The sequence below is a fragment of the Cyanobium sp. ATX 6F1 genome, from assembly GCF_024346315.1.
Taxonomy (GTDB): domain Bacteria; phylum Cyanobacteriota; class Cyanobacteriia; order PCC-6307; family Cyanobiaceae; genus ATX-6F1.
The window spans coordinates 420,944-446,583 of sequence record NZ_JAGQCS010000001.1 but is presented as its reverse complement, the minus strand read 5'-3'; the positions used below and the strand labels follow the sequence as shown (position 1 = coordinate 446,583).

Genomic DNA, 25,640 nt, shown 5'->3' with positions numbered 1-25,640 from the left:
ATTCCTAGCCATTAGGCCACGACGGGCTTCTTGCCCTTCCCCCTGCCGGGTTTGCGCGGCTGGCAGTTGGCGGTCTCCCACTGATCAAGCCAGCGCTTGGGCTGATACAGGTCGCCCTCGATCCAGAGGGGGGCCAGCTCTTCGGGCTTGTAGTCGCCAAAACCGGTGAGGACGGCGTAGAAGCGCTTGCGGTGTTCCTCGCTGGCTTCTGCCGCCAGGGCGGTGATGGCCTCGCTGGGCTCGAGCTCGCACTCGTCGACGACCCGCCGCAGCTGGTTGCGCCACTTGGTCGACAGCTCGGTGGCCTTGCGCTGGCCGATGGACGGGGCCGGCGTGGTGCGGAACGCATCCGGCACCTCGCGCAGGCCGCAGTAGCAGGCCCAGAATTCCAGTGGTGTCCAGACCGGGCAGTTGTTGTCCCCGATGGCAACCGCGCCCTTCAGCTTCTCCTTGATCGCCTGATCCTTGAGTGCGCCCCACTCCTCATCGGCGATGCGGCGGTTGAGTTCTCCCAGTTGCCAGAAGGCTTTCTGCCGCAGCTCGCCCGCCTTGCCCTGCTCGATCACCGAGAGGTTGCCGTAGGAGATTGTCTCGAAGCCAACCTCTTCCGCCCAACTGCAGGCGGTGTACTGGGTCCAGCCGTTGCGTCTGCGCCAGTTCAGCAGCATGCGTCCGAATGCAGCGCGGTTCTCCTCCTGGTGCTCAAGCAGCTCCGCGTAGGTGACGGCCACGTTCTGAATTCAGAGTTCTTAGCGAGAAGCTAAGACAAACTTGGCACCCGCAGCCAGAGCCTGTCATGTCTTGGCATGTCAAGACTGGTCAGTACCAAGCCTGTTGAGGATGTGCTTGGCCTTTCCCCAGTGATCGCTTTGCTTGTCTCCGCCTGCAATCTCAAAGCCAATGTGTAGGGATGCTCGCCGGGGTGGAGCTGGGCCAGCCGCCTGAGCCGCCGCTGCAGTTCTGCCGGATCCATCAGTGGCTCAGCCGGATCGATCTGGTCACGGCGAGCGACTGCTCGGCTTCCTCGATGGAGCAGCAGACGGCCGACACACCCCCGAGCTGCTCCACGAGTTGCAGAAAGGCCCGCTGCTCAGCGCTGACGACACCGTGGGTCGTCTTGATCTCGAGGGCGACGAACTGGGCGATCCGCTGGCCCACCATCTCGGGTGTGACCTCCAGCATTCGCAGGCCGATCAGGTCGCTGCTGCCCTTACAGAGCCCAAAGCGCACCAGCCGGCCCTGCTGATCGACCAGGGCACCGGTGTTGTTGCGCCAGAGCCGCACCGGCCCTCGGCCGCAGGACAGGCGGATGCGCTGCTGGATCTCGTATTCGTTGGGTGAGGGGGCCATGCCCCCTATTGCCGTGCTGCCTGGGACTGCTGGCCCCTGCCTCATGGATGGGTCTCGCCCCAGGATCCCGTTTAGAGTTGGTCATCTAGATGGACAACGGCATGAGGCAGGTCACGGTGGCGGAAGCCAAGGCCCAGCTTTCGAGCCTGCTCGACGTGGTGGAGAGCGGCCAGCCGGTGGTGATCACCCGACGCGGCAAGGCCATCGCTGAGCTGGTCCCCAGGCATGCCGTGCGCGATCTCCTGCCCCAGCTGCAGGCTCTGCGGAACTCCCTGCCCCATCAGGCCACCAGCGGCGTGGAGACCATGCGCGCGCTGCGGGATGAAGTCGGCTCCTGATGCTTTACGTCGATACCTGCGTGCTGTTGGCGGCTCTGACACCGGAGGCCCATTCCGATACCGCAGCGGCATTTTTCGAGCAGGCCACAGCACCACTGGCGATCAGCCCTTGGAGTGCCACCGAGCTCCATTCCGCTCTCGGGCTCAAGGTGCGCACCAAGGCCCTGAGCCGCTCGCAGGCCGAGGCGGTGCTGCTGGGCTTTGAACGCAGCCTGGCCCCAGGTCTTCTGATGCTGGAGGTGGAACCGCAGGACTTCCGTAATGCCAATGCCTGTCTGCTCGGCTGGACCACGGCCCTGCGGGCGGCCGATGCGCTGCACCTGGCGATCGCCTCCGGACGGGGCGCCACCCTCTGCAGCCTGGATGCCCCGTTTGTGCTGGCGGCACAACAGCTGGGGCTCGATGCCCAGTTGATTGGGGCTGACGAAACCTCCATTCAGGCCTGAAGACCCCGCTGCCGGGCAGCCCAGACATGCCTGGCCCAGCCGGGTTTGTAGCCCCGCTCCTGCTCCCGCTGCTGCAACTGCTCGAGGCTGCGGCAGCCGGCCGAGGGCGATCTGTGGCGTGGCCGCTGCTGTTGGCGGGGCTTGGGCCGGTGGGCACCGGCGACGATTTCGACCAGATCGCCCTCGATCTGCTGCAGACCGCGGCGCTGCTCATCGCGCTCCTCACTGAGGAACAGGTGGCCGCAGTCAGGGCACTGCTGGGCCGCGCTGGGGCAGCTGCAGAAACAGAGCGGGCAGTCCTTGATTGGAATCGAGACTCCCTCCCGGCGCTTCCGGCCGGCCAGGTTCCATTCGCGCTCGTCGGTGGGCAGCCCGTGGCGATGGGCATTGCCGACGTGATCAAGGATCACCGCCTCGCCCTTGCCTGGTGCGGGCCGCAGGGCCCGGCCGACCATCTGCAAGTACAAGCTCAGGCTGGCGGTGGGGCGCATCAGGATCGCCCCGCCCACCGAGGGGATGTCGGTGCCCTCGGAAATGATCATGCAGCTGGTGAGCACCTCCACCTCGCCGGTGCCCAGTCCGGCAATCAGGCGCCTGCGTTCCTCTGCTGGGGTGCTGCCACTGACCGCGGCGGCGCGAATTCCCGCAGTGCGGAAAGCGCCGGCCAGTTGCTCGGCGTGCTGGATCGTGCAGCAGAAACAGATCGCCGTGGCCGGGTGCAGCCGGCGGCGGTAGTGCGACACCGCATCGCCGACGGCAGCCCGATCGCCGAAGGCGCGAGCTGCCTGCTCCAGATCGAACTCACCCATCCGCTGACGCAACTTGGCGCCTTGCCCCTTGTTCTTTCTGGCACCTGGCCAGGAGAAGACCCTGGGCCGGGCCAGCCAGCCCTGCTCCACCAGCCAGGCCGCAGGCGGCCCCAGCACCAGGGCCTCAAAGAAGCCGCCCGCCTCGACGCCAAGCCCCTTGCCGTCGAGTCGCTCGGGGGTGGCGGTCTTGCCGATCAAGTGGGCGCCTGGCCAGGCGTTGATGATCCGGCCCCAGACGTTTCCCGCCACCAGGTGGTGGGCCTCGTCCTGAATGATCAGATCCGGCGCCGGAAGCTGCTTGGGACCATGCCCCTCCAGCCGCCTGGCCACGGTCTGCACCGAGCCCACGGCCACTTGCTGACCCTGGAGCTGGTGACCGGGGACGATCAGGTCGGGCTCCAGACCCCAGGCCCGCACGGTGGCGCTGAGCTGCTCGATCAGCTCGGCCCGGTGGGCCAGCACCAGCACCCGACGGCCTTTGTCGGCAGCGCCCCGCACGATCGCGCCGATCGTCTGGCCCTTGCCGGCACCGGTGGGCATCACGGCACAGACCCGCCGATGGCTCTTGAGAGCTGTGCGGAGATCGTCCAGGAGCTGGAGCTGGTAGTCGCGCAGAACGATCAGGGCCATGGAGAGGACTGGATGCTTGGCGCTGATTGGCGCGGGCTGACAATGTTCAACTTACCAAGCCTTGCCCTGTGTGCTTAGGCTGTGCTCAGAGTTCCTAGTCCGCATGGCCTCGTTTGCTTCACCGCTGAGCTTCTCGATCACCGAGCAGCAGCTGGCTTGGCTTGATCTGCGCCGCCGTCACGGTGCCCTGAGCCGCTCGGCAGCGCTGCGGCAGGTGCTGGACGCCGCCATCGCCGCGGAGCAGGGCAGCCTGAGCCAACCGGAGCCTTTCCCCGTGCCTGCTCTGGCAACGCCTGCTGCTCGGCGTTGATCCGCGGCGACATCCATGGCAACCGACGTGATCACGGCGGCCACGGGCCGCTGGAGTGAGCTGCTCAGCGCCCTGGCCGGACTGAGCCCGGAGCAGCTCAGCAACCACCATCAGCCCTGCCCCAGCTGCGGCGGCAGGGATCGCTACCGCTTTGATGATCGCGATAGCGGTGGCTCCTGGTTCTGCAACCAGTGCGGCGGCAAGGATCACATGGGCGGCGGCGGCTCCGGGATGGACCTGCTGATGCGGGTGCGCCGCTGGAGCTTTCGGCAGGCCTGCCAGGAAGTGGAGCGCTATCTCGGCCTCGAGCCTGAACCGGATCAACGGCACCGGCCTCTGCCGTGTGCGACCTCCAACGGATCATGCGGCAGACCAGTAGCTGCATCTCTTGCCGCACTGCCGGGCCATGGTGGCCGGCCCTGGCGGCAGCCCGAACTGCCGCCGCCGGAGGCTTTGCCGCCTGCTCTGGAGGAGGGCGCCATCGCCCAGTGGTGCTACCGCGACCCGGCCGGCGCTCAGCTGTTCTGGATCCAGCGACTCTGCCCAGGCCGCAGTGGCCGCAAGGCCTTTCTGCATCGCGTCTGGCTGGATGGCGGCTGGCATCGGCCCAGCCGCCGCGACGCCTTCTCCTGCGAGTGGCCTGCGCCACGGTCCCTCTACGGCCTCCATCACCTGGTCGCCCGCCCGGAGGCACCGGTGCTGGTTGTGGAAGGGGAAGCCACAGCTGATGCAGCAGCGCTGCTCTTTCCGCAGCACGTGGTGATCAGCTGGGCCAACGGCACCAACGCCATCGCCAAGGCCGACTGGAGTCCGCTGGCAGGGCGATCGCTGACGCTCTGGCCCGACGCCGATGCACCGGGCCGCAGGGCGATGCAACGCCTCGCCTCACTGATGGCTGAGCAGGGCTGTCCGGTGCAATTGGTGGAGCCCCCGGCCACGGTTCCCGAGAGCTGGGATCTGGCCGATGCGGACTGGACGCCAGCCCAGGCTGCCGAGCGACTGCAGGAGTGGGTGACGCCCCCGCCGGCCGGTGAGGCGGATGAGAGTCCTGGAGAAGCGGCCGGTGAGAAGACCGCCGGCGGCAACGAGACCACGCCCATCGCAGGCGGCGGCGCTCCGTTTCAGTGCCTCGGCTACGACAGCGAGTCGAACTACTACCAGCCCAGCAGCACCGGTCAGATCCTGCGGCTGGGCCGCTCCTCTCACACGGCCACCCAATTGGTGGCCCTGGCGCCGCTGCGCCACTGGGAGACCCTTTACCCGAGCCGCACAGGCGTGAACTGGGCGGCGGCGGCCAGCGACCTGCACGAGCGTTCCGCCGCAACCGGCATGTTCGCCCCCGAGCGCATCCGCGGCCGTGGCGCCTGGTGGGATAACGGCCGCACCGTGCTGCACCTGGGCGATCGCTTGATCACACCGGACGGGGAGCGGCCGATCACCGAACCCTTCCGCTCGCGGCACATCTACCAACGCCTCAAGCGCCTCCATGGGCCCGGTGGCGTGGGGCCCCTGACGGTGGAGGAAGCCGCCGTGGTCGTGAGCATCGCCAACCGCTTCCGCTGGGAGGTGCCCGCCTCCGGCACCCTGCTGGTTGGCTGGGTGGTGCTGGGCCCGATCTGCGGTGCCCTTCCCTGGCGCCCCCACCTCTGGCTCACCGCCGGTGCGGGGACGGGCAAGAGCGCGATCCTCGATCGCTTCGTGGTGCCGCTGCTCGGGGACTTCGCCCTGGTGGTGAGCGGCGCGACAACGGAAGCAGGCCTGCGCCAGACGATCTGCTGCGATGCCGTGCCAGTGGTCTTCGATGAGGCGGAGAGCAACGAGAAGGGCGACCAGCAGCGCATGCAGGCCATCCTCTCGCTGGCGCGGGTGGCCAGCAGCGAGAGCAGCGCCGCCATGCTCAAGGGTTCACCGAGCGGCGAGGTGAGCCGCTACCGGGTGCGCTCGATGTTCCTGCTCAGCTCGATCGCCACCGCCCTCAAACAGGGTGCCGACAAGAGCCGCTTTGCCCAGCTCACCCTGCGCAGCCCGAGCGACATCCCCAAGCAGGAACGGGAAGCTCACTGGACGGCCCTGGACCGTGATCTGGAGCGCCACATCACCCCGGAGCTGAGCCGGCGCCTGATCGCACGCACGGCAAGCCTGATCCCGATGATCCGTCAGGCCGCCGGGGTTTTCACCCGCGCGGCGGCGCGACACTTCGACTCTCAGCGGCTGGGCGATCAGTACGGCACGCTGCTGGCAGGTGCCTGGTCGCTGCTCAGCGATGTGGCCCCCACAGAAGCCGAGGCCGAGCTCTGCATCGCGGCCCACGAGTGGGACAGCTATAGCCAGAGCACCGAGATCCCCGACGAGCGGCGCTGCATTCAGACGATCCTGCAGCGGCCGATACGGGTGGAGACCAATGACAAGCCGCTGACTCGCACGATCGGCGAGCTGGTGGATCTGGCCACCAGCCGCGACAGCTGCATCGAGATCCCACCGGACCTGGCCGATCAGACCCTGGCCCGCCATGGCCTGCGGGCCGAACCAGAGCGCCTGCTGGTGAGCAACACCGCCAAGGCGATCGAGCAATTTCTGGCCGATACCGCCTGGGTGAACAGCTGGCCGGTGGTGCTCTCACGGCTGCCTGGAGCCATGCGCTTCGGCCCCGTGCGCTTCCGCGGCGCAGGGATGGTCACGCGCGCCGTTGCGATCCCCCTCACCTCCCTGTGACAGACCATGCGTCACGACATGAGCTCCTGGAACACCGCCGGTCACGCCGAGAACGATTGCGGCATCTGGGTTTGCGGCATGCGTAACGGTGTGACGGTTCCGGCGGGGCAGAGCCCCCCTTACAGAGATCAAGAGCTATCCCCCTCTCTAGTGATCCCTCTTCTGCTGCTTGCTAAAGCTTCTATGCCTTTACAGATGGTTACCTCGTTACAAGGGGCTCTAACCCCTCTTCCAGCCAGGGATCTCGGTTGTGACGTCCACCGTCACCCGCCGTTGCAACCGAAACAGCGATGCTGAAGAGCACCTGGCTTGATCCCATCCCCGGCCTGTGGCGGGATGAGGCCGCCCACCGCTACTGGCTGGGCGAGCACCTGTTTCCGGTGTCGATCACCGGCGTCCTGGCCCATGGCCTCAGCGCCACGGCCCGCAGAGCGATCGAAGCCAAGCGGCCGGTCTGGGAACCACGCGGCAACACCGTGCACGCCGCCCTGGAGCGCTACAGCCAGGCCCGCTTCTCGGGCGGCCGCAACGCAGAACAGGCCTTACTGGCAGTCGAGCAGCTGCCTGGGCACCACCGGTACCGGGACTGGATCCTGCCGCTGCTGCAGCTGCCGCTCTGGGACGAGGTGCAGGTGATCGCCAGTGAACGGCTCAGCTGCTGCCTCACCCGCAATCTGGCCGGTGGCTTCGATGGGGCCTATGCGTCACCGGCTCTCAGTGACCGTCGGGGCCGCGAGGTCCGGGTGCTCTACGACCTCAAGACCCTCTCGGCCCATGGCCGCCCCTATTCCACCGCCGCCCAGCTGGGGGGCTACATGGTGCTGGAGGCCGCTCAGGGAAACCACTACGAGCTGGGCCAGACGCTCTGGAGCAGGCCCGGAGAGGCAACTCCGAGCACCTTCTACAGCCGTGAGCAGTGCCTGGCGGCCTGGGCCGCCGCCTGGAGCCGCTACTGCCTGGCGTGCCGGCCGTTCTGAGCAGCAACGAAAACACCATAGGAATTAGCAGCCGCTGTGCTTGCGGCTCTAAGAACAGAGCTAATACACTGAACTGATCGCCAGGCTCCACTCCCCTGGCTTGCTTGTTGCTGTGCTGGCTGCCATGACCACCGCCCCTGCCGCTGCTTCTGCCTCTGCACCGGGCCCAGAGGCGATCGACGCCGTGCTGGATGCCCTCACCGCGCTCAAGGCCCAGCAGAAGCAGCTGGAGCAGGAGCTCGAACCCCTGTTGGAGTCGCTCAGCGCGGCGATGGACGCCGGCGAGCTGGATCCCTCCTTCTCCCACAACGACTGGGCCTTCTGCCACAACGCCGGCCGCCTGAACTACGAGTTCCCGCTGGCCGTGCAGCAGATCGAGCAGCAGCTCAAGGCTGCTCGCGATGCGGCAATCCAGCAGGGCAGCGCAACGGAGAAGCGCGGCAAGCCGTTCTGGACCATCCGCCCCCCGAAAGCAGCGGCACTGCCGATCTGAGCCCCATGCCGCCCCGGTCCGCCCCACCGACGCCAGATCCGATCGAGGAATTGCGCTCAGCTGCCAGCGCAGAGGATGAAAACGGCCAACCGCTGTATGAACCGACTGACCCCGCCAGGCCGATCGGGCACGCCAATCCTCCCCGCCGGCCCAGAGGCCTCGCCTCCCATCAGCCGCCCAGGCCCTCAAGGCTTGAGGTCGAACGTCGCATCGCCGAGGCGCAGTTGTGGATTGCCCAGCGGATACCGCTGGTGTTGATCTACGAAAAAGGTCGTGAAAGCTGGGGGGTGAACAACAGCCAGACGATCAACAGGTATCTCAACCTCGCGCGCGAACGCATGGTTGAGGAGCTGATCTCGGATCGCAAGCGTCACCAGGCCGAGCAGATCTACGCCCTGATGGATTGCGCCCGTCGGGCAGCGGACGCCGAGCAGTTTTCCGCCGCCGTGGGTGCCCATCGGGTGATCGCAGAGATCGCCGGGATGTTGCGTGCCCCGGTCAAGCCGCCCAGCGAGGCCAGCTCATGACCAGAGGCTTGCTGCAGACCGACCAGGCCCACGCCCAGGCCCGAGCTCCTGCTCTCGTCACAGTCGGGCCGCTGCTCGATGGCGGCCTGCTCCACTCTCCGCACCACCTGGACTGCTGGCGTGATGGCGGCGTGCTCGGTGTTTCTGATCCCTCCCTCGCCTCTGCCAGCACCGAGCCACTGAGCTTCCGGGAGTTCATCGCCCAGGCCTATCCCCGCTACGGCTTCCATCGCTGGGCAGTGGTGCTTATCGCCCTGCTGCAGTCGATCGCTGATGGCGAGCTCTCGCGCCTGATCGTCACCTGCCCGCCGCGCCTGGGCAAATCACTGCTGGTCTCCAAGCTCTTCCCCGCCTATTTCATCTACCGCCACCCGCATCTGTTCGCCGCCATCGCCAGCTACTCGGGCGAGCTGGCCTATGCCCACTCCCGCGAGGCCCGGCACTTCTACCGCGTCACCGGCAACTCGCTCTCGAAGGATTCCGCGGCCGTTGGCAACTGGCTCACCCCGCAGCGTGGCGGCTGCATCGCCGCCGGTGTCGATGGTCCGTTCACCGGCAAGGGCTACAGCCTCGGCATCATCGACGACCCCTACAAGGGTCCTGCGGATGCTGGCTCGATCCGAGTGCGAGCACGCATCGAGGACTGGCTGAAAGCCGTCTGGTTCACCAGAGCTGAGCCGCAGTTCATTGACGCCGGCACTGGCGCCCTGCAGCGCAATCTCTCGGCTCAGGTGATCGTGCTCACCCGCTGGGATCACGAGGACGTGATCGGGTGGCTGATGGCCCAGGAAAGCGGAGATGCCCCGCAGGAGTGGCATGTGCTCAACCTGCCGGCCATCGCTGAGCACCGGGCCGATCGGCAGAGCTTCCCGTCGTCCTGCACCGTCGAGCCCGATTGGCGCTTACCCGGCGAGGCGCTCTGCCCCGAACGATTTCCGCTATCTGAGCTGCTCAAGATCCGCACCCGGGTCGGCTCCTTCTGGTGGAACGCGCTCTTTCAGCAGCGCCCCTCGCCGATGCAGGGCGCCATCTTCCAGCGGGCCTGGATCAAGCCGCCGTTCCCTCGCGAACAGCCGCGCCGCTTCTCGCCCTTGGTGCTCTCCTGCGACCTCTCCTTCAAGGGCGAGGAGCACAACGATCACTGCGGCTTCGTACTGATGGGCCTGCTGCTTCCCGATTCGGCGGGGCCACAACAGCTGGGTCCTCTGGCCCGGCCTCAGGCTGCGCAGCTGGAGCTGGAGGTGATCTGGGCGGCCCGCCACCACTTCGATCTGCCGCAGACGCTTCGCTTCCTGCTCTCCACCCTCGCGGCCCTCGACGCCCAGGGTCTTCGTCCCCACGCGGTGCTGATCGAGGACGCCGCCAACGGTCCGGCGGTGCAGCAGACCCTCAAGCGCAAGGTGCCAGGCCTGTTGCCGATCCCCGCCCGGGGCAGCAAGGAATCGCGCGCTCATGCCGTCGCCCCGCTGCTGGAAGCAGGCCAGGTGCGTTTCCACCACCGGGCTGCGCCGCTGATGGAGGAGCTGCCGCGCTTTCCCAAGGGCACCAAGGATCTGGTTGATGCCTTTGGTCATGGGGCCCTGTGGCTGGAGACGCGCTACTGGCGCGGCCTGGGCATCAAGCGCGATCCGCTGCCGATGCTTCTCTCCCGGTGATGCCGTGGCCCAGCTCCTCCTGCCGCTGCTCGCGTCCGCCACCGATGTTGTTGTCTCCTCGCCCAGGCCCCTACGGCGCCGCCGCCGGCTCCCCAGTGTTCATCAGCAACTCGTCTTTGCTTTCCCCTACCAGCCGCCTCCCCAGACGCCGCGCAAGACCAGGCGGCAGCGGCCGGAGCACCCTCATGCGGCTGTGCATCGGCTCGCCCTGGCTCACGTGGACCTGGCCGACAAGATCGCCGGTAATTTTGCCCGCCGCACTACTCATTCTTTTGATGACCTGCGCCAGCTTGCTGTGATCGGTCTGCTCAAGGCAGCCGCCCGCTTCGATGGCACGGGCGGGCGCTCCTTTCGGCCCTACGCCCGCACCTACGCCAACGGCGAGATCACGCACTACTTACGAGACCACGGCTTTGCGATCAAAGTGCCGCCGTCCTGGCGTGACCTCTACGCCAGTGGCCAGAAGTTGCTGCGGGAAGGACAGCCGCCCCATGCTGTGCCGCAGCGGCTGGGGATCACCGCCGAGCGCTGGCGGGAGATCCATGATGCCTGCTCGGTCACCGTGATTGCGCTACAGGCGGATAGCTGAGGATCGAAAAGCAGTTGTGGCCCATTCATGGCCTTTCCTGACAGTCTTAAAGATCTTCAACCTGGTGAAGTCAGAGTATCGGGTGGTTTGACTCCTTAGGTTTCTTCAAAATAGTCGTTGTCCACATTCTTCAATTCAAAGATTTCGCGTGGGTTGACACCTATGTTGTTTGTAATCATCAGTCTAGCGAGGCGTTCTCCGTCAATAAGGATGATCTTGCGATCAATGGAACTGACAAACTCATGGGCGCTCTTGGGAAAGTCCGAAGTAGTAATGAACACTCCTTTTCTTGCGTTCTTGCCCATCAGACTTCCAGCGAAATCACGAATTTCCTTGACTGGAACTGTGTTTTCCCAGCGTTTCGCCTGCAAGTAAATAGTATCCAAGCCAAGTTTATCCTCGTTTATAATTCCGTCAATTCCTCCGTCTCCAGACTTCCCTATGGCGCTACCGGCCTCTTTACGTGAACCACCATATCCCATTTCAATCATGAGATCGATGACGAGTTTTTCAAAGAAGGCGGGGGAGCAGCCCTTCACTATTTTCAGCAGCTCACTTACCAGTCCACGGTTGACGATTTCGTATGCAGCGAAGATAATCTCCTCGGGCGATCTAGTTTGTTCTTCAACCGCGGATTCCGCTTCAGCATCGACGGACTCTTTGCCTTTGGCTTGATGAAATTCTTTGAAACGTGGAATCTTCTTTAGGTCGCCAACCTTAATCTCTCCATTATGATTGGCAAGAAACTCATGACCACTTTTTGTTATTTGTAGATATGCGCGCCTATCAGACCCAATCAGCCCTGCTTTCTTCAGATACGTGTTCGCCCATCCTAGTCGATTGTCAAAAAGGAAGGCTCTTCCGCTAGGGATTTTTTCTCTTAGGTCGTCCTCCGTTAACTTGAATAATTCAATAAGCTTCTTTTTGACGACCTTTAGTTCTTGCTCAGGTAGACCATCGATAACCTCGAGGAGTGGTCGCATAAATGTCTGAAAATCCGGCACGCTCATTGGGATTCTTCCCTAAATTCCTTGTCAGCGAGTAATCCTAACGCTTAAGATCAGCGCCGGGAAGGATCTCCATGCTGGCATCGAGCTTTATGGATCCGCCCGCTGCGCCTTGATGTTAGGCAGATCAAATGAACATTGTAAGAGCGAAATTTCATGTGAACTCAAAAACACTAGATCGTGGCATGCGACGATTCGAGGATGCTTTTGGGAGTATCTCCATCATTGCTCTTGCACTGTTGCACATTAGTTAGGTGGTCGAAAAGCGAGTTCGATGCACAACGCGCTATGGTCGCTCTCGCCGCCTGGACGACGTACGTCGTGCCTGTAAGCACACTCGATAACTTCGAAGTGAGATGATATGAATGCGTGGTCAAACCACCGCTCAGGACGCGAAGCTGAGCGTGTCAAATAGGTTGCTTCCATCGCACCGGTACCGTACTTTGCCCAAAAGGCGTGCTGGAGGTCATGCAGGGCACCATCATCGAAGAACCAGCCGACCGCATTGTCCCAGCGTTGACGCGGATGACCTTCCATACCGCCTCGAGCGTTCTCGCGAGTCATCAGCTCATCTCGGCGACTCGCCCAGCTTTTCTCGCTTGTCCACGCCCAACTACGAACAGGAAGTTTGCCAGGAAAGAACTGTGGTTCATTGTAGTCGCCAGTAACGATTACTGGGCCAGGAGAGATCGATCGAATTACTCGCTGAACCGCCTCTAGCGTATGGATCTTGTCCCAGCCATTGTTGGATCCATTTGGTGCATGTACGGTCAGGATATCTACACCCTCATTGGTGCCAATTGAAACATGTGCACGACCGATGAGGCAAGGAAACGGCGGTGGATTGGACAAACCGAGTGGCTTTTGTTCAATCGGCCACCTGCTCGCAATTAAGTTACCGTATGTTTTTCCACCATCCCCCGAGTCTCCAGTGTGTATCGCGTGAAACCCTAGTTCTGAAAGACGTTGCATGAACTCCGTGGCGTACTTGTTCTTCACCTCCTGAAACGTCAATAGATCAAAGGCAATCTGACCATCGACAATGAACGCGTTGAGAACCTTCGCGGGACGGAAGTTCACGTTCCAGGTCAATAGACGTATATTCATGTTCACAACTCAAGAAGGCATTCTGACGTGTATTGAGAGAGATGCACAATGCGAAGAGAAGGTACCAAAATTCCGTTTTTTCTAACCGATAGCCGTCAGCCGCGGTGGCATCAACTGGTTACATTCGCCTCCGTCGGCTGCACGGCGTGTTGGCCAGCTTGTTGTTCAGCACTCCACAGGTAAATTCGACGATTCCTGGATTCGATGAACTCTATTGCGGCCTGCCGATATGCCAGATAGCCATCAAGGTCCTGCGGGACCGGTGATGTGTTGAAGTCCATGAATGAGGAGAAGAATCTCACTGCCGAACAGTCCTCGGTGACGAGGTCTTGTAACAGGAAGAACTCAACGTATCCGCGAAAGTCACCGAACAGACCCAAAAAGGAACCGTATCGCTGGAGAACGTCACCCAACGGACTTGGCTCGCTGCGGTAGTGTCGACGGATACACTCGACCGTAAGGTCGAACCGATCTTTGATCCGTGGGTGGAAACCGCGTGCGCCGTTGATTGTCATCTTTCGGCCAACCCGCTCTGCTGGGAACACCATCATCCCGCCGATCGTGTAGCCCACCCGTAGAAAGGACTCCTGCTCTGCGGTAGGGATCGAACTGAGGACCTTCTCCAGACGCGATTCTTTCCTGAACGTAGGGATCACCGCATCGCTGGCAAGGAAGAATTCCCCCAATCCGGACCTGTGGTGTAGGTAGTGCTGGCCGATGTCATCGAGTGTGAACAACACGCCATTAGGTAGGTGTTTACTCCACAAATGCCGATGATGTCGACGAAGAGCTGGGCTGTAGGAGTCTGGATCTTTCTTCGGATAGCCGGGTGTGTCTGACCTGAAATCAAACGTGACGTCAATCTGATTGTACGTGCGCATTTCAGGCATGATGTGTTATCTGAAGGAATAGCCTGGCGTACCAAAATTGTAACTGGCTAACAATGATTGGGCGGGTCCGCAACCTCCCTACAGGCTCACCATCCAACCAGATAAAACCCTCAATTCCTGCAGTGTAGGAGCCTAGATCCATTTATGGCCAACTGATCACAGAGACCTATGTGGCTTGTTCTGAACTTTAACCGGGTCTGAGAACCAACTGTTCTTAAAGTTAAAAAGGGGCGGCTGGGCTTCGAAAACCGAGTTTGCTCTGGTTCAATTCATGTCTGTTGATCATGGTCGTGCTCACGTCCCGATGACCCAGAAGCTCCTTGATCGTGCGAATGTCCAGACTGCCCTGCAGTAGGCGGATGGAATACAGGTAGCGCCACTTCATGCCGTTGGAGGCTGACATTGAGGCACCCCCCCTGTGGCAATAGCTCCCAGCCGCACCAAGCCCTTGGCCTCCAGGAGTCGCAGCCGATCCCGCAACAAGTGGCTGCCGCTCTCTGCGAGCGAGCAGCGGGCACGCGCTGCCGCCAAGGGCACCCCGCTGCTGGAGCCCTGGCGCGAGCACAACACCCTGCGTGGCCTGCGCGATCGGTTGCAGCTGGCCTTCGATTGCTGGAACCTGCTCGATGCCCCTGACGGCACCAGCCGCCGCACGGTCTACCTGCCCCCAGGCGTCAAGGAGCCGGATTCCTCCTATCGCAACCGGATCGAAAACGCCAGGCCCACCGGGTTCTTCCGCGACGCGCTGCGCACTTATGCCGGGATGCTCTCTTTCCTGCACTGGCAAGCGCTGCCGCCGTCGCTGCAGGCGGTGATCGGTGACGTGGATGGACGCGGCACCGATCTGGGGGTGTTCCTGTTCATCGCAGACCTGCTGGTGCTGCGTGATGGCGGCTGCCTGATCCTGGTTCTGCCGCCGGAACATCGCTGGCCCTCAGAAGGGCACAGGCTTGATGCTCTGCACCGTGGTGATCGCCTCTCGTTGCCTCGGCTGGCCCTGGTGCCTCGCGCTGACTTCCTCGACTGGCAACTCCCCAATCCCAACGGTCTGCCGGTGCGCGTGGCCTGGCGGGTGGACGTTCACAACCCGATCAGACCCGACCACTTTGGGGGGGTCCCGGTTCATTACCTCACGCCGAACAACACGCCGGCCTACGACCTCTCCAACTGGACCTACCGGGTGGCGGAGCTGGCCGCCGATGGCCTGCGATTTCAGGCGTACCGGGCCGTGCCATCGACCTCGGCTTCCTGCGGCTACCAGGCTGAGCCCCTCGGGCCTGCGGTGCTGCTGGAGGGCCAGCACACCATGCCCTGCGTCTGGTACGCCGCCGACGGAGCGGCCTTCGGGGAAGGTGATCTGCCTCACCTGGGCCTGGCCAACCAGTACCTCACCCACTACCGGCTCAAGAGCGAATACGAGGACCTTCTCTCCCGCTGCGCCCTGCCGGTGGGTGTGCGCAGCGGCCTGGTGGATCAGTACGGCTTCCAGCGCACCGAGGACGGCGAAGCTCGCGCCCCTGAGCAGCTCGTGCTCTCCACCTCCACCTTCATGGACCTGCCTGAGGGTGCGGACTTCAACTGGAAGGAGATCCGCGCCCGCTCACTCGCCGAGCACCGCGCTTACCTGAGCTTGCTGGATGAAACCATGCGCCGTGATGCGCTGGTGCCGACCCAGAACCGCGGACCAGGCAAGAGCGAGCAGGAGGTGAGCCTCACCGCTGGCCAGGCCTACGCCCTGCTCCAGTCACTTGCCACCCAGAAGACCTCGGTGTTCTCCACCCTGCTGGAGCATTGGTGCCGGGCCACGGGTGACGTTCTCCAGCAGGGTGCTGGCGTGTCTCTGATCGTGACGCCGCTCACCCCTCCGCCCAGGCCGCTGCCGTCTGTTGGCGAGTGGCTCACCCTCCACGAGCGCGGTGTGATCAGCACCGATGAGCTGCGCCACCAGCTGGCTCTGGCTGCTTCTCCGGGGTTGGTGACACCGATCGGCAGCAGCAGCGCCGACAGCTTTGCTGCCTCGGCTCCGGAGGCAACGTGAGCGAAACCCCCAACCCCTACGCCTGGCGGCCGTCTGATCTAGAAGCGATCCGCCGGGCGCTGACGATCCCTGTGTCGCCGGCCAGCATCCGCGCCATCAACGACGAGATGGCGGCCCTGGAGCGCAGCTACCCCGACGCCATTCCAGGCGCCAAGGCCAGCCTCGATGCCATTGCCGCGATCGATGCCGCCCTGGTCGGCGGTCAGACGGCGGCCGATCCGTTCGTGATCAAGACCACTCGCAAGGCGGCCGTCAGCCCGGCCGACCCCAACCAATTGCCCAAGCGGAAACTCGATGTGATCGAGTACGCCACTGAGCTACTCATGGAGGAGGTGTCGACGGAATACGCCGAACCGACCGCCGCCAATGGATCTCTCAGTCCCGGCGCTCTGCGGCGGGCGCATGTCGAATCTCTGCTGCTGATCCTTCCGCGGCTGCGCAACTGGCAGGCGCCGCAGCCCACGCCCTTCCAGGGCCAGCTCGCCCGCGGCTGACCATGGCACCGACTCCCACCAGCTCCCCGCTGCAGTTCGTCGCCAACGTGCGGCTGCTGCTGCGCCAGGTGGATCACACCGGCGCCAGGGAGCCGCTGACGCTGGCTCGCCACGTCTTTGAGTGCTTCATCCAGCAGACCAAGCTGATTTCCAGCCGCGACAACGGCCCCGGCGTCGACACCGGCGACATCCTCTGCGAGGGCTACCTGTGTCGTGCCGCGGTGCTGCCCCATCCGGCCGTGGACGCCTGGGACTGGCTCGATGCTGATCTCGACTGGCAGGGCGCCGCCGTGCGAGGTGAGTACCAGCCGCCGGCCACCGGTGGCGTGCTGCCGCCCAGCTCCACCGTCCAGGCTCCTGCCGATGGCGCCTGCTGGCTGGGTGATCTCTCACTGCTCCAGACGCCTGGCGTGCTGCCCCATGCGCCCCGGGCGCTCTTTGCTGCTGCCAGCCTGCTGATGATCGGCGCCGCCTACGGACCCGGTGGGATCGGCGCCCTGGTGCAGCCGGAGCTGGGCGAGAAGCTGACCTTTGCGATCAAGCCTCACCGCGTCTACGTGTTGGAGGCGGGCGACACGCTGAATTCGATCGCCTATCGCTTCGGTACGACGGTGCCGACACTGCGGCGCGTCAACCAGGACCTGCAGGAGCTGCAGACGATCGAGACAGCCCCGGGGGACACGCTCACCCTGTTGGCCGGCACCTACGGCACCACCGTCGAGACCCTGCGCAAGCACAACCCGGAGCTGCTCCGGGCCGATGGCCACACGGTGGTGGAGGGCGACACGATCGCCACGATTGCTGAGCTGTACGACACCACCAACCGCACGATCCGCAAGTACAACCCGCCCCTGGCGGAGTACCCGAGCGGTGATCAGCTTCCGTTGGCCATGGTGGTGAACGTGCCAGCGATCCGGCCGTCGTCACCGCTGGACCCCGGCCAGGAGCTGCTGGTGCCCAGCGTCACGCCATCAACCGTGCTGCCGGCTGGCGGTTGGATCTACCTGCCGCAGCAGCGGGCGGTCTCCTTCCCTGACGAGATCGACCTGGACGCCGCGCCGCCACCGCCGGTGGCCATGCTGCGCAGCTCGGCGCCGCTGAGCCTCTGAGCTGCTGGCAATAGGAAGCGTGAGCGCAGCCCGGATGGGGTGCTCGCGTCAACCACAGCCGTGATGGGTGGACCCATGACCAAGCGAACTAGAGAGCTCCAGCCCCAGCCCGAGGCCGCATCGCAGTCCTACGTCACCTACGCGCAGCAGCAGCAGTGGCCCAATCAGGACTCGTCGCTTTCTGAGGGCGAGGAGCTCGATGCCGTTGATGACTCTGAGCTCGATCCACTCGATGACGAGCCCCTCGATCCAATCGAGGAGCCTGCCACCACGGGCGATGAACCGGCAGCAGAACCCGATGCCCTCAAGGCCGAGCGCCGCAAGACCAACCAGCTGGAGCGGGATCTGCGCACCCTCAAGCGTCAGCTCTCCCAGTTCTCCAAGATCAACCCCGACGAGTACGAGCGTCTCCAGGAGGCCGAACGCCAGAAGGTGCAGCTGGAGCGCGAGATCGCGACCCGCGAACGCCAACTGGAGGCCGCTGCGGCCCGCAAGGTGAAGGCTGTCGCCAAGGAGCGCGACGACGCCCTGGCCGAAGTGCAGCAACTGCGCAAGGACCGGCTGCTGGAGCGCCTGTTCGTCGACGCCGAGGGGCGTCCCGGTGGTGACAACCGCGGCTCCTTCTTTGAGATCTTCAAGCAGCAGGTGGGCGGCGAGTTCCGCCTGACCAAGGACGGCAATAGCCGTGACGTGCTGGAGCCGATCGATTCCAAGGGCAATGCCCTGCTCAGCGACAACGGCAACCTCCAAGCCGCTGAGCATGTCGAGAGCCTGCGCACCCATCCGGTGCTGGGCTTTCTGTTCCAGCAGCGCGGCGGCATCGGCCCCACCACGGTGATCGCCGAATTCGATGGCAACGGACAGGCCACCAACCTGCAGAGCATGAGCGCCAGTGAGCTCTATCTGGCCAGCTACGCCCGCAAGCCAACCGGCGCACGGAGCTGAGCTGAGCTGAGCTGCCGCGATGCCGCCGTACCTCGCCTTCTGGAGTCGCCGCACAACCGCCACGGTGGTCAGTGCGGCAACGCGCTCATCGGCGCGCTCGCGTGCAACTGCCAGGCACCGGGCCGGTTACGGAACCCTGGTGAGTCTGAGGCGAGCGAATGCTCAGGACAGCCGGCTGATCGAGAAGGGAACCTGGGTGCGTCGCCGCCGTGATGGCAGCAGCCCCCAATTCGGCAGCCGAGCGCAGAAGGCAGCGGCACGGCGCCAGCGCAGCCGCTACCGCTCCTGGCTGTAGCAGTGGCTGCCGCGAGCGGAGCGAGGGAGATTGTCAACCAACCAACCAATCCAGACATTCGATCAATCAATCGAACAACCACATCCACAAAAGGGGGGTAATACCCCCGAAAACGAGAATCGCGCGGACAGCGCTTCTCAAATGTCGCAAAATCTGGAAATTTACTTCTGCAGCGCATCGCGCAAGTGTCGGGGCCTCCACGAGCCAGCGGAGTGAAGCCCGAGCAGGCGCGAGAGGCGGAGCGCAGCGGCAGGAGTCCCGGCTGCTGGATTGAGGGGCGGCACGAGCGGCAGAAAGCGCAATCCCGAGCGGGAGCGAGTGGGTGGAGCGTTGCCGCAGCCGCCCCGGCTGTTGGTCCCTGCGTTGCCCACGTGTCGGGTGAAAGGGCCCCGCAGGGCCTTTGAGCGGAGCTGGAGGCGTGCTCACACGGCCCAGCGCAGCGGGAGCTCCAGATCGGCCTCATCGAGCTCACTGGGATCGATCAGATCCCACCAGGAGCCGGGGCAGATGGGCTCGACCGGCTTGGGTTCGACCCACCGGCCGGCGGCCACCTCGGCTTCCCAGCCGCTGAAGGCGGCTTCCTGCTGCGGATCAGGACGATCAGCGGCTGCTTTTGCTGGCGGTTTGATGCGCCGGGCGGCGTAGCCGGCGGTGAACCCGGCCTCATAGGTGAGGAGACAGGCGAACCAGATCACCGCGATCGAATGCGCGAGAGCGGAGCGGAGCAAGGGGCGCAGGCTGGTGAAATCCACGAGAGGCGAAGCGAAGAACGCCGCCGTCACGCACCGGAACGAGGAGGAGACAAGGGCGGCGAGGAACGAGCCGCTTGCGCAGCCCTTGACGCCTCCGCGCTGCCAGCCCGGGAGTGCAGCGATCGGTTGCTGGCGCTCTGGTGCAAACTCGGGCGCGTTTTGCTGACCCCCGTGGATCCCCTCTGAGTCCCGGCCGCCTCAGTGCTGACTTGCTGTGTCTGAGAAGGCTGCGGTTGTTGTCCACCTGGCCGGGTTGCCGCTTGCCGCGAGAAGAAAAAGGGCAGCCAGCTTGCGCTGACCGCCCCTGCAGTGGAGCGCTCAGTGGGCCTGGGCCGTGTGGTTCCGGAACGGATCCGCGCAGTAGCCCTCGATCAGCTCCATGGCGAGGAACGAGGGAAAGCTGATGCGGCCGTTGCCGATCGATTCGCTTGCGCCTGGGAAGGACCGCCTCAACGCCAGCGGGCGGCTGGGTGGCTTGGTGGCTGGCAGTTTCTCCCTGGGCTCGAACTCCTGCAGCCGGCTTTCAACCAGCGCCCAGAGGTATTTGGGGATCTTGCTGGGCCTTGTGCCTCGCCAGGCTTTGCAGGTGGCATCCCAGGGCCTGGATTCTTTCAGCAGCAGGCCGTTTTTGCCGGCCTTGGTGAACAGGACCATGACCAGGTGCTCGCTGATCTGCTCGCTGACGGCTGCTTTCCAGGTGATTCCGCTCATCGTGGAATCGTGAAGTGTGTGTGCCATGGTTGTGAACCAGGCGAAGGACGCAAAGCGTTGGCGCGGCGAGGGCAAGGGTGAGCGAAGCGAACTCGCCTGGCCCTTGCGCCGCCGCGCACGCTGAAGCAGGCCGCCGCCGCCCTTGTCGCTCACCAAAGCCCAGGCTCAGCTGACGTCGAGCTCAGGCAGCTTCCATAACTGCTCGCTGCGCTCGGGTTGCTTCTGTCGATCTTCTTTCAGAGCCTGATCCACCTCGATCATGCTCCGTTCGGTCTCTAAGTACTCAAATGCCAGAGCTGTGGGCTTGATGCCACGCAAGGCAGCTTGGTGCTGTATGGAGCCTGCGATGAAAGCCCGGATCAGCGGTGGCACCGGAAGCTGGCCGGCGAGCTTGATCTGCAGGCCCGCCAGCTGCTGCCAAGTGATGATCCCAGAACGATGTTGTGGACCAATGAAGTGGGCTGCGTCATCAGGAATGAAGGCTTCATCAATGCAGTAGATGAGCCGACGGCTCTCTGCGGCCTCCTCGAATTCATCCTGATCAAGGTAGTAGCCAGGATTCTGGTTCTTATCGCCGGTAAGCGTTTTGCCAAGATTCTTCGCTTCAATCACAAGGAGTCCAAGAACCCCACGACCATCGCGGTAGTGGATCACGACATCGGCCATCGGCCGACCGTTCTCCCCCTGTTCCCACTCGTAGCTCCAGCGGCAGTCCACAACTTCTGATGGCGGCTCCAGGCCTGCGAGTTCAACAATCGCTGGGATCCATTGATCGGGCTCAAACAACGTGAAGTTCTCCCAGGCCCCCACAGTGAGGTAGGTCTCGTGCCTTGGGTTGACGAACTCATGGGAACGCTTGTTGAGGTATTCCCTGGTTTCCCCATCCTTTGGAGGCGTTCCGCTGAATCGCGTGGTGTCACGCCAGAGGCGGCCAAGCCTTCGGTGCTGCAGCCCGTCGGGCTCGGGAGGGATCATGGGAAGGGCCATCCACCAGTCACTGAAGTTTCCGCTGGCTGTGTAGGTCGACCCTGACTTGGCTCTCATCCCGTCGCTCTTGAACGGCCCTGGTCCTAGCCGGGATGGAGCAGATTTGGGGAAGACCTGCAACTTATCAATGAGATTGATCAGAACTGTAACGTCGTAATGCCATGTGGAGATCTCCCTTGCGAGATCCCAGGACAGCTACAACTTATGGACTTGGGGTTGATCCACAAGACAGAGAGACGCTGGCCATCACCTGCCCACAAAGAGCTGAAGGAAGAATATCCAAGAGAGCGCAATGAATCTGCGGATGCGGGCCAGGTGCATGGCCATGTTAGCCAGCGTGCCATTGAGAACTACTTGTTAACAGCAATCAACCGCTCCCTACCGCCGCAACACTGCTTCGCACAAGATATAGCAGTGAATATCGCAGACTTTGTTGGCCTAGGGATTAGGAGTCTTCCTTAATGCCTGCGGTTGTTCCGATAAGGTTCGACCTCTGGTGCCTGACTGTTTGCGATTGAGAAGTAGAATCTGATGGCGCTGGTGCGCTCTTCAAGGCGGACCAGTTACTGACAAGCCAGGATAAGAACGTTGAAGCCAAGATACTAAAGACGGCCCATCGTACCGTAGCCTTAATTCCTGATTCACCCTCTTTTTGAACCGGGCGGATTATGTTCTTGTATACATCAATATAATTAGACGCAACCGTGTTAACGCTCCCCAGTTGTCCCTCAATCTGTTCAAGCGGGCGCAGTAGCGGTTTAAGAAGATCGCTTTTCAAGGCCTCTTTCTTGACATTCTTAATTTGGAGTTGAGCGCCCATCAACTCTTCGGAGAGTTGGTGAGGGTCAAATGTCAAGATATCCTTGAGATCTCCGCGTAGCGATGTGAGCTCCGTATCAATTACCGTCAAGAGCTCAGTTAGCCTTTGTGCGCTGTGTTCTGTGATGCCTGCAATCACGATAGGGGCAAAGCCATCCTCTCCGATCTCTTCGTATGTGAGAGTTCCGTTGCCGTTTAGGTCGTAGAGGGCGGTATCAAGTTGGTATGGCTTAGGTATGATTGTGTCGAGATCACGCCAGAAATCCTCGTTTTTCGAGTCGATGTGCCCCTCTGTATCGGCATGACGAATGAATGCGGCGATCAATCGTGCTTGCTGTAGAACCTTACGTGGATCTTCCATTCTGAGGTTCGAGTAAGGATGAGGAACAACTTAGAGTGGGTTGAGCAGCAATCGCTGACCCAGCACAAAAGATACAGGTCAGCAGGCTAACTCTACTTCGGCAGAACGTCCATCCTGCCGATCTTCCTATCCCATTCAGCCCATCATTCCTCGCTCAACAACCACATTGCCCCCAGAATCCTCCAACTGCAACTCCTTGCCTCAATGGGTGTAGCTCACGATACCTGTTTAACACTGTCAGCCTATCCAACCTCTCACTCTGGGAAGTTTTGCCAATCTCTACACCCCCGCAGGCCATTGATTGAGGAACTGCGTGGGATTCATGGTTGCCGCAGGCAGCCCTTGAACGTCATTTCTCCCAATGCGAGACCAGTGCTGTTGGCGAGTTGAAAAAAAGGGCCGCCGCAGCGGCCCTTGGGCCTCAGATGACCGAAACGGTGCAGCCCTTGGTGCCCTGCAACTTGCGGGCGATCGCGTGCGCCTTTTCGGCGGGAATGAAGCGCATCTTCTTGACGGGCTTGCCGCGCTTCCCGAAGAACTGCAGCTCACACGGGTGGGCGCTGCCCTTGAGGCCACCGGGATAGAAGTGAACGACGACGCAGCGGATTGGGCTGCTCGGGCCGGATGGAACTTTCATGGTGCGTGTGGCGAGGGACCCCTCGGTGCTGGCCTCCCGCACAGGAGAAGGCAGGGGCGGCTTCGCCGCAGCGCGGCAGGCCGCTTGCGTAGCCCTTGCCGAGCCGAGCAGGAGGCCACCGTGGGGGACCCATCGCCATGCCCTGAGGTTCTGCAGCAGCCCCAGTTGACGCCGTTCGGCCGTGCTCCCGCCACGAGCTGTGAGCGCGATGGGGGACGCCAAGCGTCTGGCCCACTCCAAGAGCCTCTGGATCGGGTGCTCAGCGAAACCAGAGCGAGCACTCGCCGCCAAAGAAGCGCTGCAGCTGCTGGCCGCGCAGCTTGGCGATCGGAGCGGGCACCAGGCGGCAGGGCCGCACCACCTGGCCGGTGGCATCGAGGAACCAGATGCGGGCTTGGGCGCCGGGGTTATCGGCCGGCTCGAGGAACTCGACGCCGATGCAGGCAATGGCGGACATGGATGGCGAGCGACGGACACCCGCGCCGCGCCCCGCCAGGGGCATCCTGGCCGTGGTGCCGAGCCGCCATCCAGCCGCCACTGGTGCACGACGCCCGGTCGGCGCTGGCCAACCCAAGCGAACTCCTGCTAGTACAGGTGTACCTCTCGCTTGGCGCTCTGGTGTCTGCTCCCCCTGCTCGCTCTCGCGGTTCCCATCGGGACACGAACCCCAGCGCGGAGGAAGTGACCGTCGAGGACTGGCCCTATCTGGATCAGGCCGTGCTGCGCCCCAGCCGCAGCCGCAAGGTCTGCATGACCTGCCACTTCTTTCGCCACCACGCCGGGGTGAACTGCATTCCCCTGCTCACCTGTCAGCTGCACCAGGGACTGCTGGCCCAGGGCGAGCACCTCACGCACCGCTGCAAGGGCTGGACCGATGACATGACGCGCCAGCGGGGCTGGTGTCCGGAGGTGGCATGAGCAGGCATGGCCATCAGCAAGGGACCACCCCTGTCGCCCAAAGAAGGGTGGCTCAGCGACGGCCGCCAGGTGCTGCGTTTCCGCCCCACGCGCTGGGAGCGCAACCGCTTCCGCATCGTTGGCGTCCTGCCCGGGCCTTTCGCCTCAAACAACTGGGCTACGTGATTGCCCTGGCGCTGTTTCAGGGGCTGCTCCGATCGGATGGGTGAATGGCCGGCATCGTCCCAATCGACACGCAAGACAACAGTGGCAGTGCAAGTGCTAAAATAGTGAGATCCTCAATGACGTCCTGAAGCCCCCATGGATCAACTTCCTCCTTTGGCCCAGAACTGGCTTGATCAGCTGACCGTGACCGCACGCAGCATCGACAACCTTGTGGAGGAGGGCTTCATGGGCTGCTCCGAGCAGGATCTGCTCCCCTGGTTGGCTGAGGCCCGCTCGTTTGAGGCCATCAGCCGGATCACCTGGGTCAAGACCAAGCCGGATGGAGAGGGAGAGGTCGCCCTGATGACCGCCGATGTGACGGGTCTGGACGAGCTGCTCGAGTGGATGCTGGAGAGCCGGGGTTTCTGTCCGAAGGTCTATGCGCCGGAAGAAGAGCCCATCGTTCCCGGTTCCCTGGTCGCGCTGATGCCCACGGCCTACAACCTGCCGGAGGGCAGCAGTTCGGAGGAGGTTCTCAGCGAGGAGGTGCTGGAGGTGCTGGCCGAGATTTTTCAGGATCTCAAGCAGGCTTACGGCAACCACGCTCATCTCCATCGCCTGGACTATGGAGTCTTCATGGCCGCGGTGGACGAGCACGACGTCATCGTGCTGACGGGGCAGTTCATCGACCTCAATGATGGAGAGCTTTACGACTTCACGATGGATGGGATCAACCAGCGCCTGCGCTACAGCTCGACCGGGGTGATCCATCCCGCGTTTGCCCACCGGGAGGACGGAGTCGCCGCTGAACCGGCTCACGCCACCTCCTCACAAGCGTGAGCGGAGGGACGATGCCATCCCTCCCGCTAAAAGTATCGCCCGTCCTTCTTGACGACCCACCTTTGCATTCTACATATAAGGTTTTACCGTCCTTGGTCGTCTCAATATCGTTACCCGATTAGCTATTTAGCCTAAATGAGACAATATTGTACCCATTGCTCTTAAGTTAAGCGCACATGCTTCCACTGCACCGTTCCCAGTTGGCATGCCAATTCCTAGTTCGTTGAGTTCCAGTGTGACATTGTGGCTGGCTTAGAACACAACTCCAGTTTGGTCACTGTGAACTCAAGGCTTACAGTATTGGGGTGGGTTTCAATGTCACTGATCTTCCTCATACCAAACGGAGTTTCGCCCATTGCTCTTGAACTCTCCGGTAAATGCACGAGCATTCCGGAAGGCGACGACGATACGCCCTTTATCGACGCATTCTTGTACGTGGGCGCTAGCAGCTTGTATGGAAAAGGAGTCCTTGTCTTTCGAGTGCTTGAGCATCTCGTGCTCGACGTACTCATCAAGACGCTTCGGGTCCATGACGTGCGTCGCATCCGTGTCAATCTCAGCAGCAAGCAAGAAGTGATGCCCATTGAGCGTGCCAATTCTCAGGATGCGCTCATTGCGTACGCGGTTCAGCGATGCAAGCCAGAAACCAGTAATTCCGTGGCATGAGCCAGATGGCTTGGCGAGTACAGAATCGACTACCGCATCTACCAACCAAGACTTGACGTTGAACGACATAGGGTATCCAATTCA

General features: G+C 62.8%; 30 protein-coding genes. 17 read left to right on the top strand and 13 right to left on the bottom strand.

What is annotated here, in order from left to right:
• Positions 1-11: 11 nt before the first annotated feature.
• Both KBZ13_RS02500 and KBZ13_RS02495 read right to left on the bottom strand, forming a co-directional pair.
• Positions 12-731, bottom strand: coding sequence for a hypothetical protein (locus tag KBZ13_RS02500; RefSeq protein WP_255005659.1), 720 nt, complete (start codon positions 729-731; stop codon positions 12-14).
• Positions 732-972: 241 nt separating this feature from the next.
• Entirely contained in the window at positions 973-1,350 is a 378-nt protein-coding gene (locus tag KBZ13_RS02495; RefSeq protein ID WP_255005657.1) for a VRR-NUC domain-containing protein, read from the bottom strand.
• Between the two features lie 89 nt (positions 1,351-1,439).
• Between KBZ13_RS02495 and KBZ13_RS02490 the strand changes: the two genes are divergently transcribed.
• Positions 1,440-1,688 carry a type II toxin-antitoxin system Phd/YefM family antitoxin gene (locus KBZ13_RS02490; RefSeq protein ID WP_255005655.1) on the top strand — a complete coding sequence of 83 codons (249 nt, stop codon included), beginning with the start codon at positions 1,440-1,442 and terminating at the stop codon, positions 1,686-1,688.
• The gene (locus tag KBZ13_RS02485) at positions 1,688-2,134 is read left to right on the top strand and encodes a type II toxin-antitoxin system VapC family toxin (RefSeq protein ID WP_255005653.1); all 447 of its coding nucleotides are present in this window, start codon (positions 1,688-1,690) and stop codon (positions 2,132-2,134) included. Before KBZ13_RS02490 ends, KBZ13_RS02485 begins: the two co-directional genes overlap by 1 nt.
• On the opposite strand, the gene KBZ13_RS02480 is transcribed toward KBZ13_RS02485, so the two are convergent.
• Positions 2,125-3,573, bottom strand: a complete 1,449-nt coding sequence (locus KBZ13_RS02480; protein ID WP_255005651.1) for a DEAD/DEAH box helicase — start codon at positions 3,571-3,573, stop codon at positions 2,125-2,127. The two genes, KBZ13_RS02485 and KBZ13_RS02480, sit on opposite strands and share 10 nt — an antisense overlap.
• Positions 3,574-3,676: 103 nt before the next feature.
• Between KBZ13_RS02480 and KBZ13_RS02475 the strand changes: the two genes are divergently transcribed.
• The 7 genes from KBZ13_RS02475 (at position 3,677) to KBZ13_RS02445 (ending at position 10,836) form a co-directional block, all read left to right on the top strand.
• A complete protein-coding gene (locus tag KBZ13_RS02475) occupies positions 3,677-3,883 on the top strand; it encodes a hypothetical protein (protein ID WP_255005649.1) in 207 nt (68 codons plus the stop codon).
• 15 nt (positions 3,884-3,898) lie between these two features.
• Complete coding sequence (locus KBZ13_RS02470; RefSeq protein WP_255005647.1) at positions 3,899-6,595, top strand: primase-helicase zinc-binding domain-containing protein; 2,697 nt, start codon at positions 3,899-3,901, stop codon at positions 6,593-6,595.
• Positions 6,596-6,885: 290 nt separating this feature from the next.
• Positions 6,886-7,572, top strand: a complete 687-nt coding sequence (locus KBZ13_RS02465; protein ID WP_255005646.1) for a hypothetical protein — start codon at positions 6,886-6,888, stop codon at positions 7,570-7,572.
• Positions 7,573-7,696: 124 nt separating this feature from the next.
• A complete protein-coding gene (locus tag KBZ13_RS02460; protein WP_255005644.1) occupies positions 7,697-8,065 on the top strand; it encodes a hypothetical protein in 369 nt (122 codons plus the stop codon).
• Between the two features lie 224 nt (positions 8,066-8,289).
• The gene (locus tag KBZ13_RS02455) at positions 8,290-8,592 is read left to right on the top strand and encodes a hypothetical protein (RefSeq protein WP_255005642.1); all 303 of its coding nucleotides are present in this window, start codon (positions 8,290-8,292) and stop codon (positions 8,590-8,592) included.
• Entirely contained in the window at positions 8,589-10,247 is a 1,659-nt protein-coding gene (locus KBZ13_RS02450; protein ID WP_255005640.1) for a terminase, read from the top strand. The genes KBZ13_RS02455 and KBZ13_RS02450 overlap by 4 nt, the downstream gene beginning before the upstream one ends.
• Before the next feature lie 4 nt (positions 10,248-10,251).
• Positions 10,252-10,836 (top strand): sigma factor, encoded by a 585-nt coding sequence (locus KBZ13_RS02445; RefSeq protein ID WP_255005638.1) that lies wholly within the window; start codon positions 10,252-10,254, stop codon positions 10,834-10,836.
• Between the two features lie 95 nt (positions 10,837-10,931).
• Here the strand turns inward: KBZ13_RS02445 and KBZ13_RS02440 are convergent, their stop codons facing one another.
• From KBZ13_RS02440 to KBZ13_RS02430, 3 genes are all read right to left on the bottom strand, one after another.
• Positions 10,932-11,846, bottom strand: a complete 915-nt coding sequence (locus KBZ13_RS02440; RefSeq protein WP_255005636.1) for a restriction endonuclease — start codon at positions 11,844-11,846, stop codon at positions 10,932-10,934.
• Positions 11,847-12,089: 243 nt separating this feature from the next.
• Positions 12,090-12,923, bottom strand: a complete 834-nt coding sequence (locus KBZ13_RS02435; RefSeq protein ID WP_255005634.1) for an endonuclease/exonuclease/phosphatase family protein — start codon at positions 12,921-12,923, stop codon at positions 12,090-12,092.
• A gap of 137 nt (positions 12,924-13,060) precedes the next feature.
• The gene (locus KBZ13_RS02430; RefSeq protein WP_255005632.1) at positions 13,061-13,831 is read right to left on the bottom strand and encodes a DUF6994 family protein; all 771 of its coding nucleotides are present in this window, start codon (positions 13,829-13,831) and stop codon (positions 13,061-13,063) included.
• A gap of 427 nt (positions 13,832-14,258) precedes the next feature.
• On the opposite strand from KBZ13_RS02430, the gene KBZ13_RS02425 reads away from it, so the two are divergent.
• The 5 genes from KBZ13_RS02425 to KBZ13_RS02405 all read left to right on the top strand — a co-directional run bounded on the left by KBZ13_RS02425 (position 14,259) and on the right by KBZ13_RS02405 (position 18,721).
• Positions 14,259-15,878, top strand: a complete 1,620-nt coding sequence (locus KBZ13_RS02425) for a DUF4055 domain-containing protein (protein ID WP_255005630.1) — start codon at positions 14,259-14,261, stop codon at positions 15,876-15,878.
• The gene (locus KBZ13_RS02420; protein WP_255005629.1) at positions 15,875-16,372 is read left to right on the top strand and encodes a hypothetical protein; all 498 of its coding nucleotides are present in this window, start codon (positions 15,875-15,877) and stop codon (positions 16,370-16,372) included. Before KBZ13_RS02425 ends, KBZ13_RS02420 begins: the two co-directional genes overlap by 4 nt.
• Positions 16,373-16,374: 2 nt before the next feature.
• Complete coding sequence (locus tag KBZ13_RS02415; RefSeq protein WP_255005628.1) at positions 16,375-17,481, top strand: LysM peptidoglycan-binding domain-containing protein; 1,107 nt, start codon at positions 16,375-16,377, stop codon at positions 17,479-17,481.
• Positions 17,482-17,556: 75 nt separating this feature from the next.
• Positions 17,557-18,426: a hypothetical protein gene (locus tag KBZ13_RS02410; RefSeq protein ID WP_255005627.1), complete on the top strand. Its 870-nt coding sequence runs from the start codon at positions 17,557-17,559 to the stop codon at positions 18,424-18,426.
• 19 nt (positions 18,427-18,445) lie between these two features.
• Positions 18,446-18,721 carry a hypothetical protein gene (locus KBZ13_RS02405; RefSeq protein WP_255005626.1) on the top strand — a complete coding sequence of 92 codons (276 nt, stop codon included), beginning with the start codon at positions 18,446-18,448 and terminating at the stop codon, positions 18,719-18,721.
• A 422-nt stretch (positions 18,722-19,143) separates the two neighbouring features.
• On the opposite strand, the gene KBZ13_RS02400 is transcribed toward KBZ13_RS02405, so the two are convergent.
• The 6 genes from KBZ13_RS02400 to KBZ13_RS02375 all read right to left on the bottom strand — a co-directional run bounded on the left by KBZ13_RS02400 (position 19,144) and on the right by KBZ13_RS02375 (position 23,445).
• Positions 19,144-19,449, bottom strand: a complete 306-nt coding sequence (locus KBZ13_RS02400; RefSeq protein ID WP_255005625.1) for a hypothetical protein — start codon at positions 19,447-19,449, stop codon at positions 19,144-19,146.
• A 342-nt stretch (positions 19,450-19,791) separates the two neighbouring features.
• Positions 19,792-20,184 (bottom strand): hypothetical protein, encoded by a 393-nt coding sequence (locus KBZ13_RS02395; RefSeq protein ID WP_255005624.1) that lies wholly within the window; start codon positions 20,182-20,184, stop codon positions 19,792-19,794.
• A 165-nt stretch (positions 20,185-20,349) separates the two neighbouring features.
• The gene (locus KBZ13_RS02390; RefSeq protein WP_255005623.1) at positions 20,350-21,171 is read right to left on the bottom strand and encodes a hypothetical protein; all 822 of its coding nucleotides are present in this window, start codon (positions 21,169-21,171) and stop codon (positions 20,350-20,352) included.
• A gap of 445 nt (positions 21,172-21,616) precedes the next feature.
• On the bottom strand, positions 21,617-22,315 hold the full coding sequence (locus KBZ13_RS02385) for a hypothetical protein (RefSeq protein WP_255005621.1): 699 nt from the start codon (positions 22,313-22,315) through the stop codon (positions 21,617-21,619).
• 457 nt (positions 22,316-22,772) lie between these two features.
• Positions 22,773-22,988 (bottom strand): hypothetical protein, encoded by a 216-nt coding sequence (locus KBZ13_RS02380; protein WP_255005620.1) that lies wholly within the window; start codon positions 22,986-22,988, stop codon positions 22,773-22,775.
• Positions 22,989-23,247: 259 nt separating this feature from the next.
• Positions 23,248-23,445, bottom strand: coding sequence for a hypothetical protein (locus KBZ13_RS02375; RefSeq protein WP_255005618.1), 198 nt, complete (start codon positions 23,443-23,445; stop codon positions 23,248-23,250).
• 224 nt (positions 23,446-23,669) lie between these two features.
• On the opposite strand from KBZ13_RS02375, the gene KBZ13_RS02370 reads away from it, so the two are divergent.
• The 3 genes from KBZ13_RS02370 to KBZ13_RS02360 all read left to right on the top strand — a co-directional run bounded on the left by KBZ13_RS02370 (position 23,670) and on the right by KBZ13_RS02360 (position 24,890).
• Positions 23,670-23,906, top strand: coding sequence for a galactose oxidase (locus KBZ13_RS02370; protein WP_255005616.1), 237 nt, complete (start codon positions 23,670-23,672; stop codon positions 23,904-23,906).
• Between the two features lie 6 nt (positions 23,907-23,912).
• The gene (locus KBZ13_RS02365; protein ID WP_255005615.1) at positions 23,913-24,071 is read left to right on the top strand and encodes a hypothetical protein; all 159 of its coding nucleotides are present in this window, start codon (positions 23,913-23,915) and stop codon (positions 24,069-24,071) included.
• A gap of 135 nt (positions 24,072-24,206) precedes the next feature.
• Positions 24,207-24,890 (top strand): hypothetical protein, encoded by a 684-nt coding sequence (locus KBZ13_RS02360; RefSeq protein WP_255005613.1) that lies wholly within the window; start codon positions 24,207-24,209, stop codon positions 24,888-24,890.
• Between the two features lie 318 nt (positions 24,891-25,208).
• Here KBZ13_RS02360 and KBZ13_RS02355 read toward each other — a convergent pair whose 3' ends face one another.
• A complete protein-coding gene (locus tag KBZ13_RS02355; protein WP_255005612.1) occupies positions 25,209-25,625 on the bottom strand; it encodes a hypothetical protein in 417 nt (138 codons plus the stop codon).
• Between the last annotated feature and the right edge of the window lie 15 nt (positions 25,626-25,640).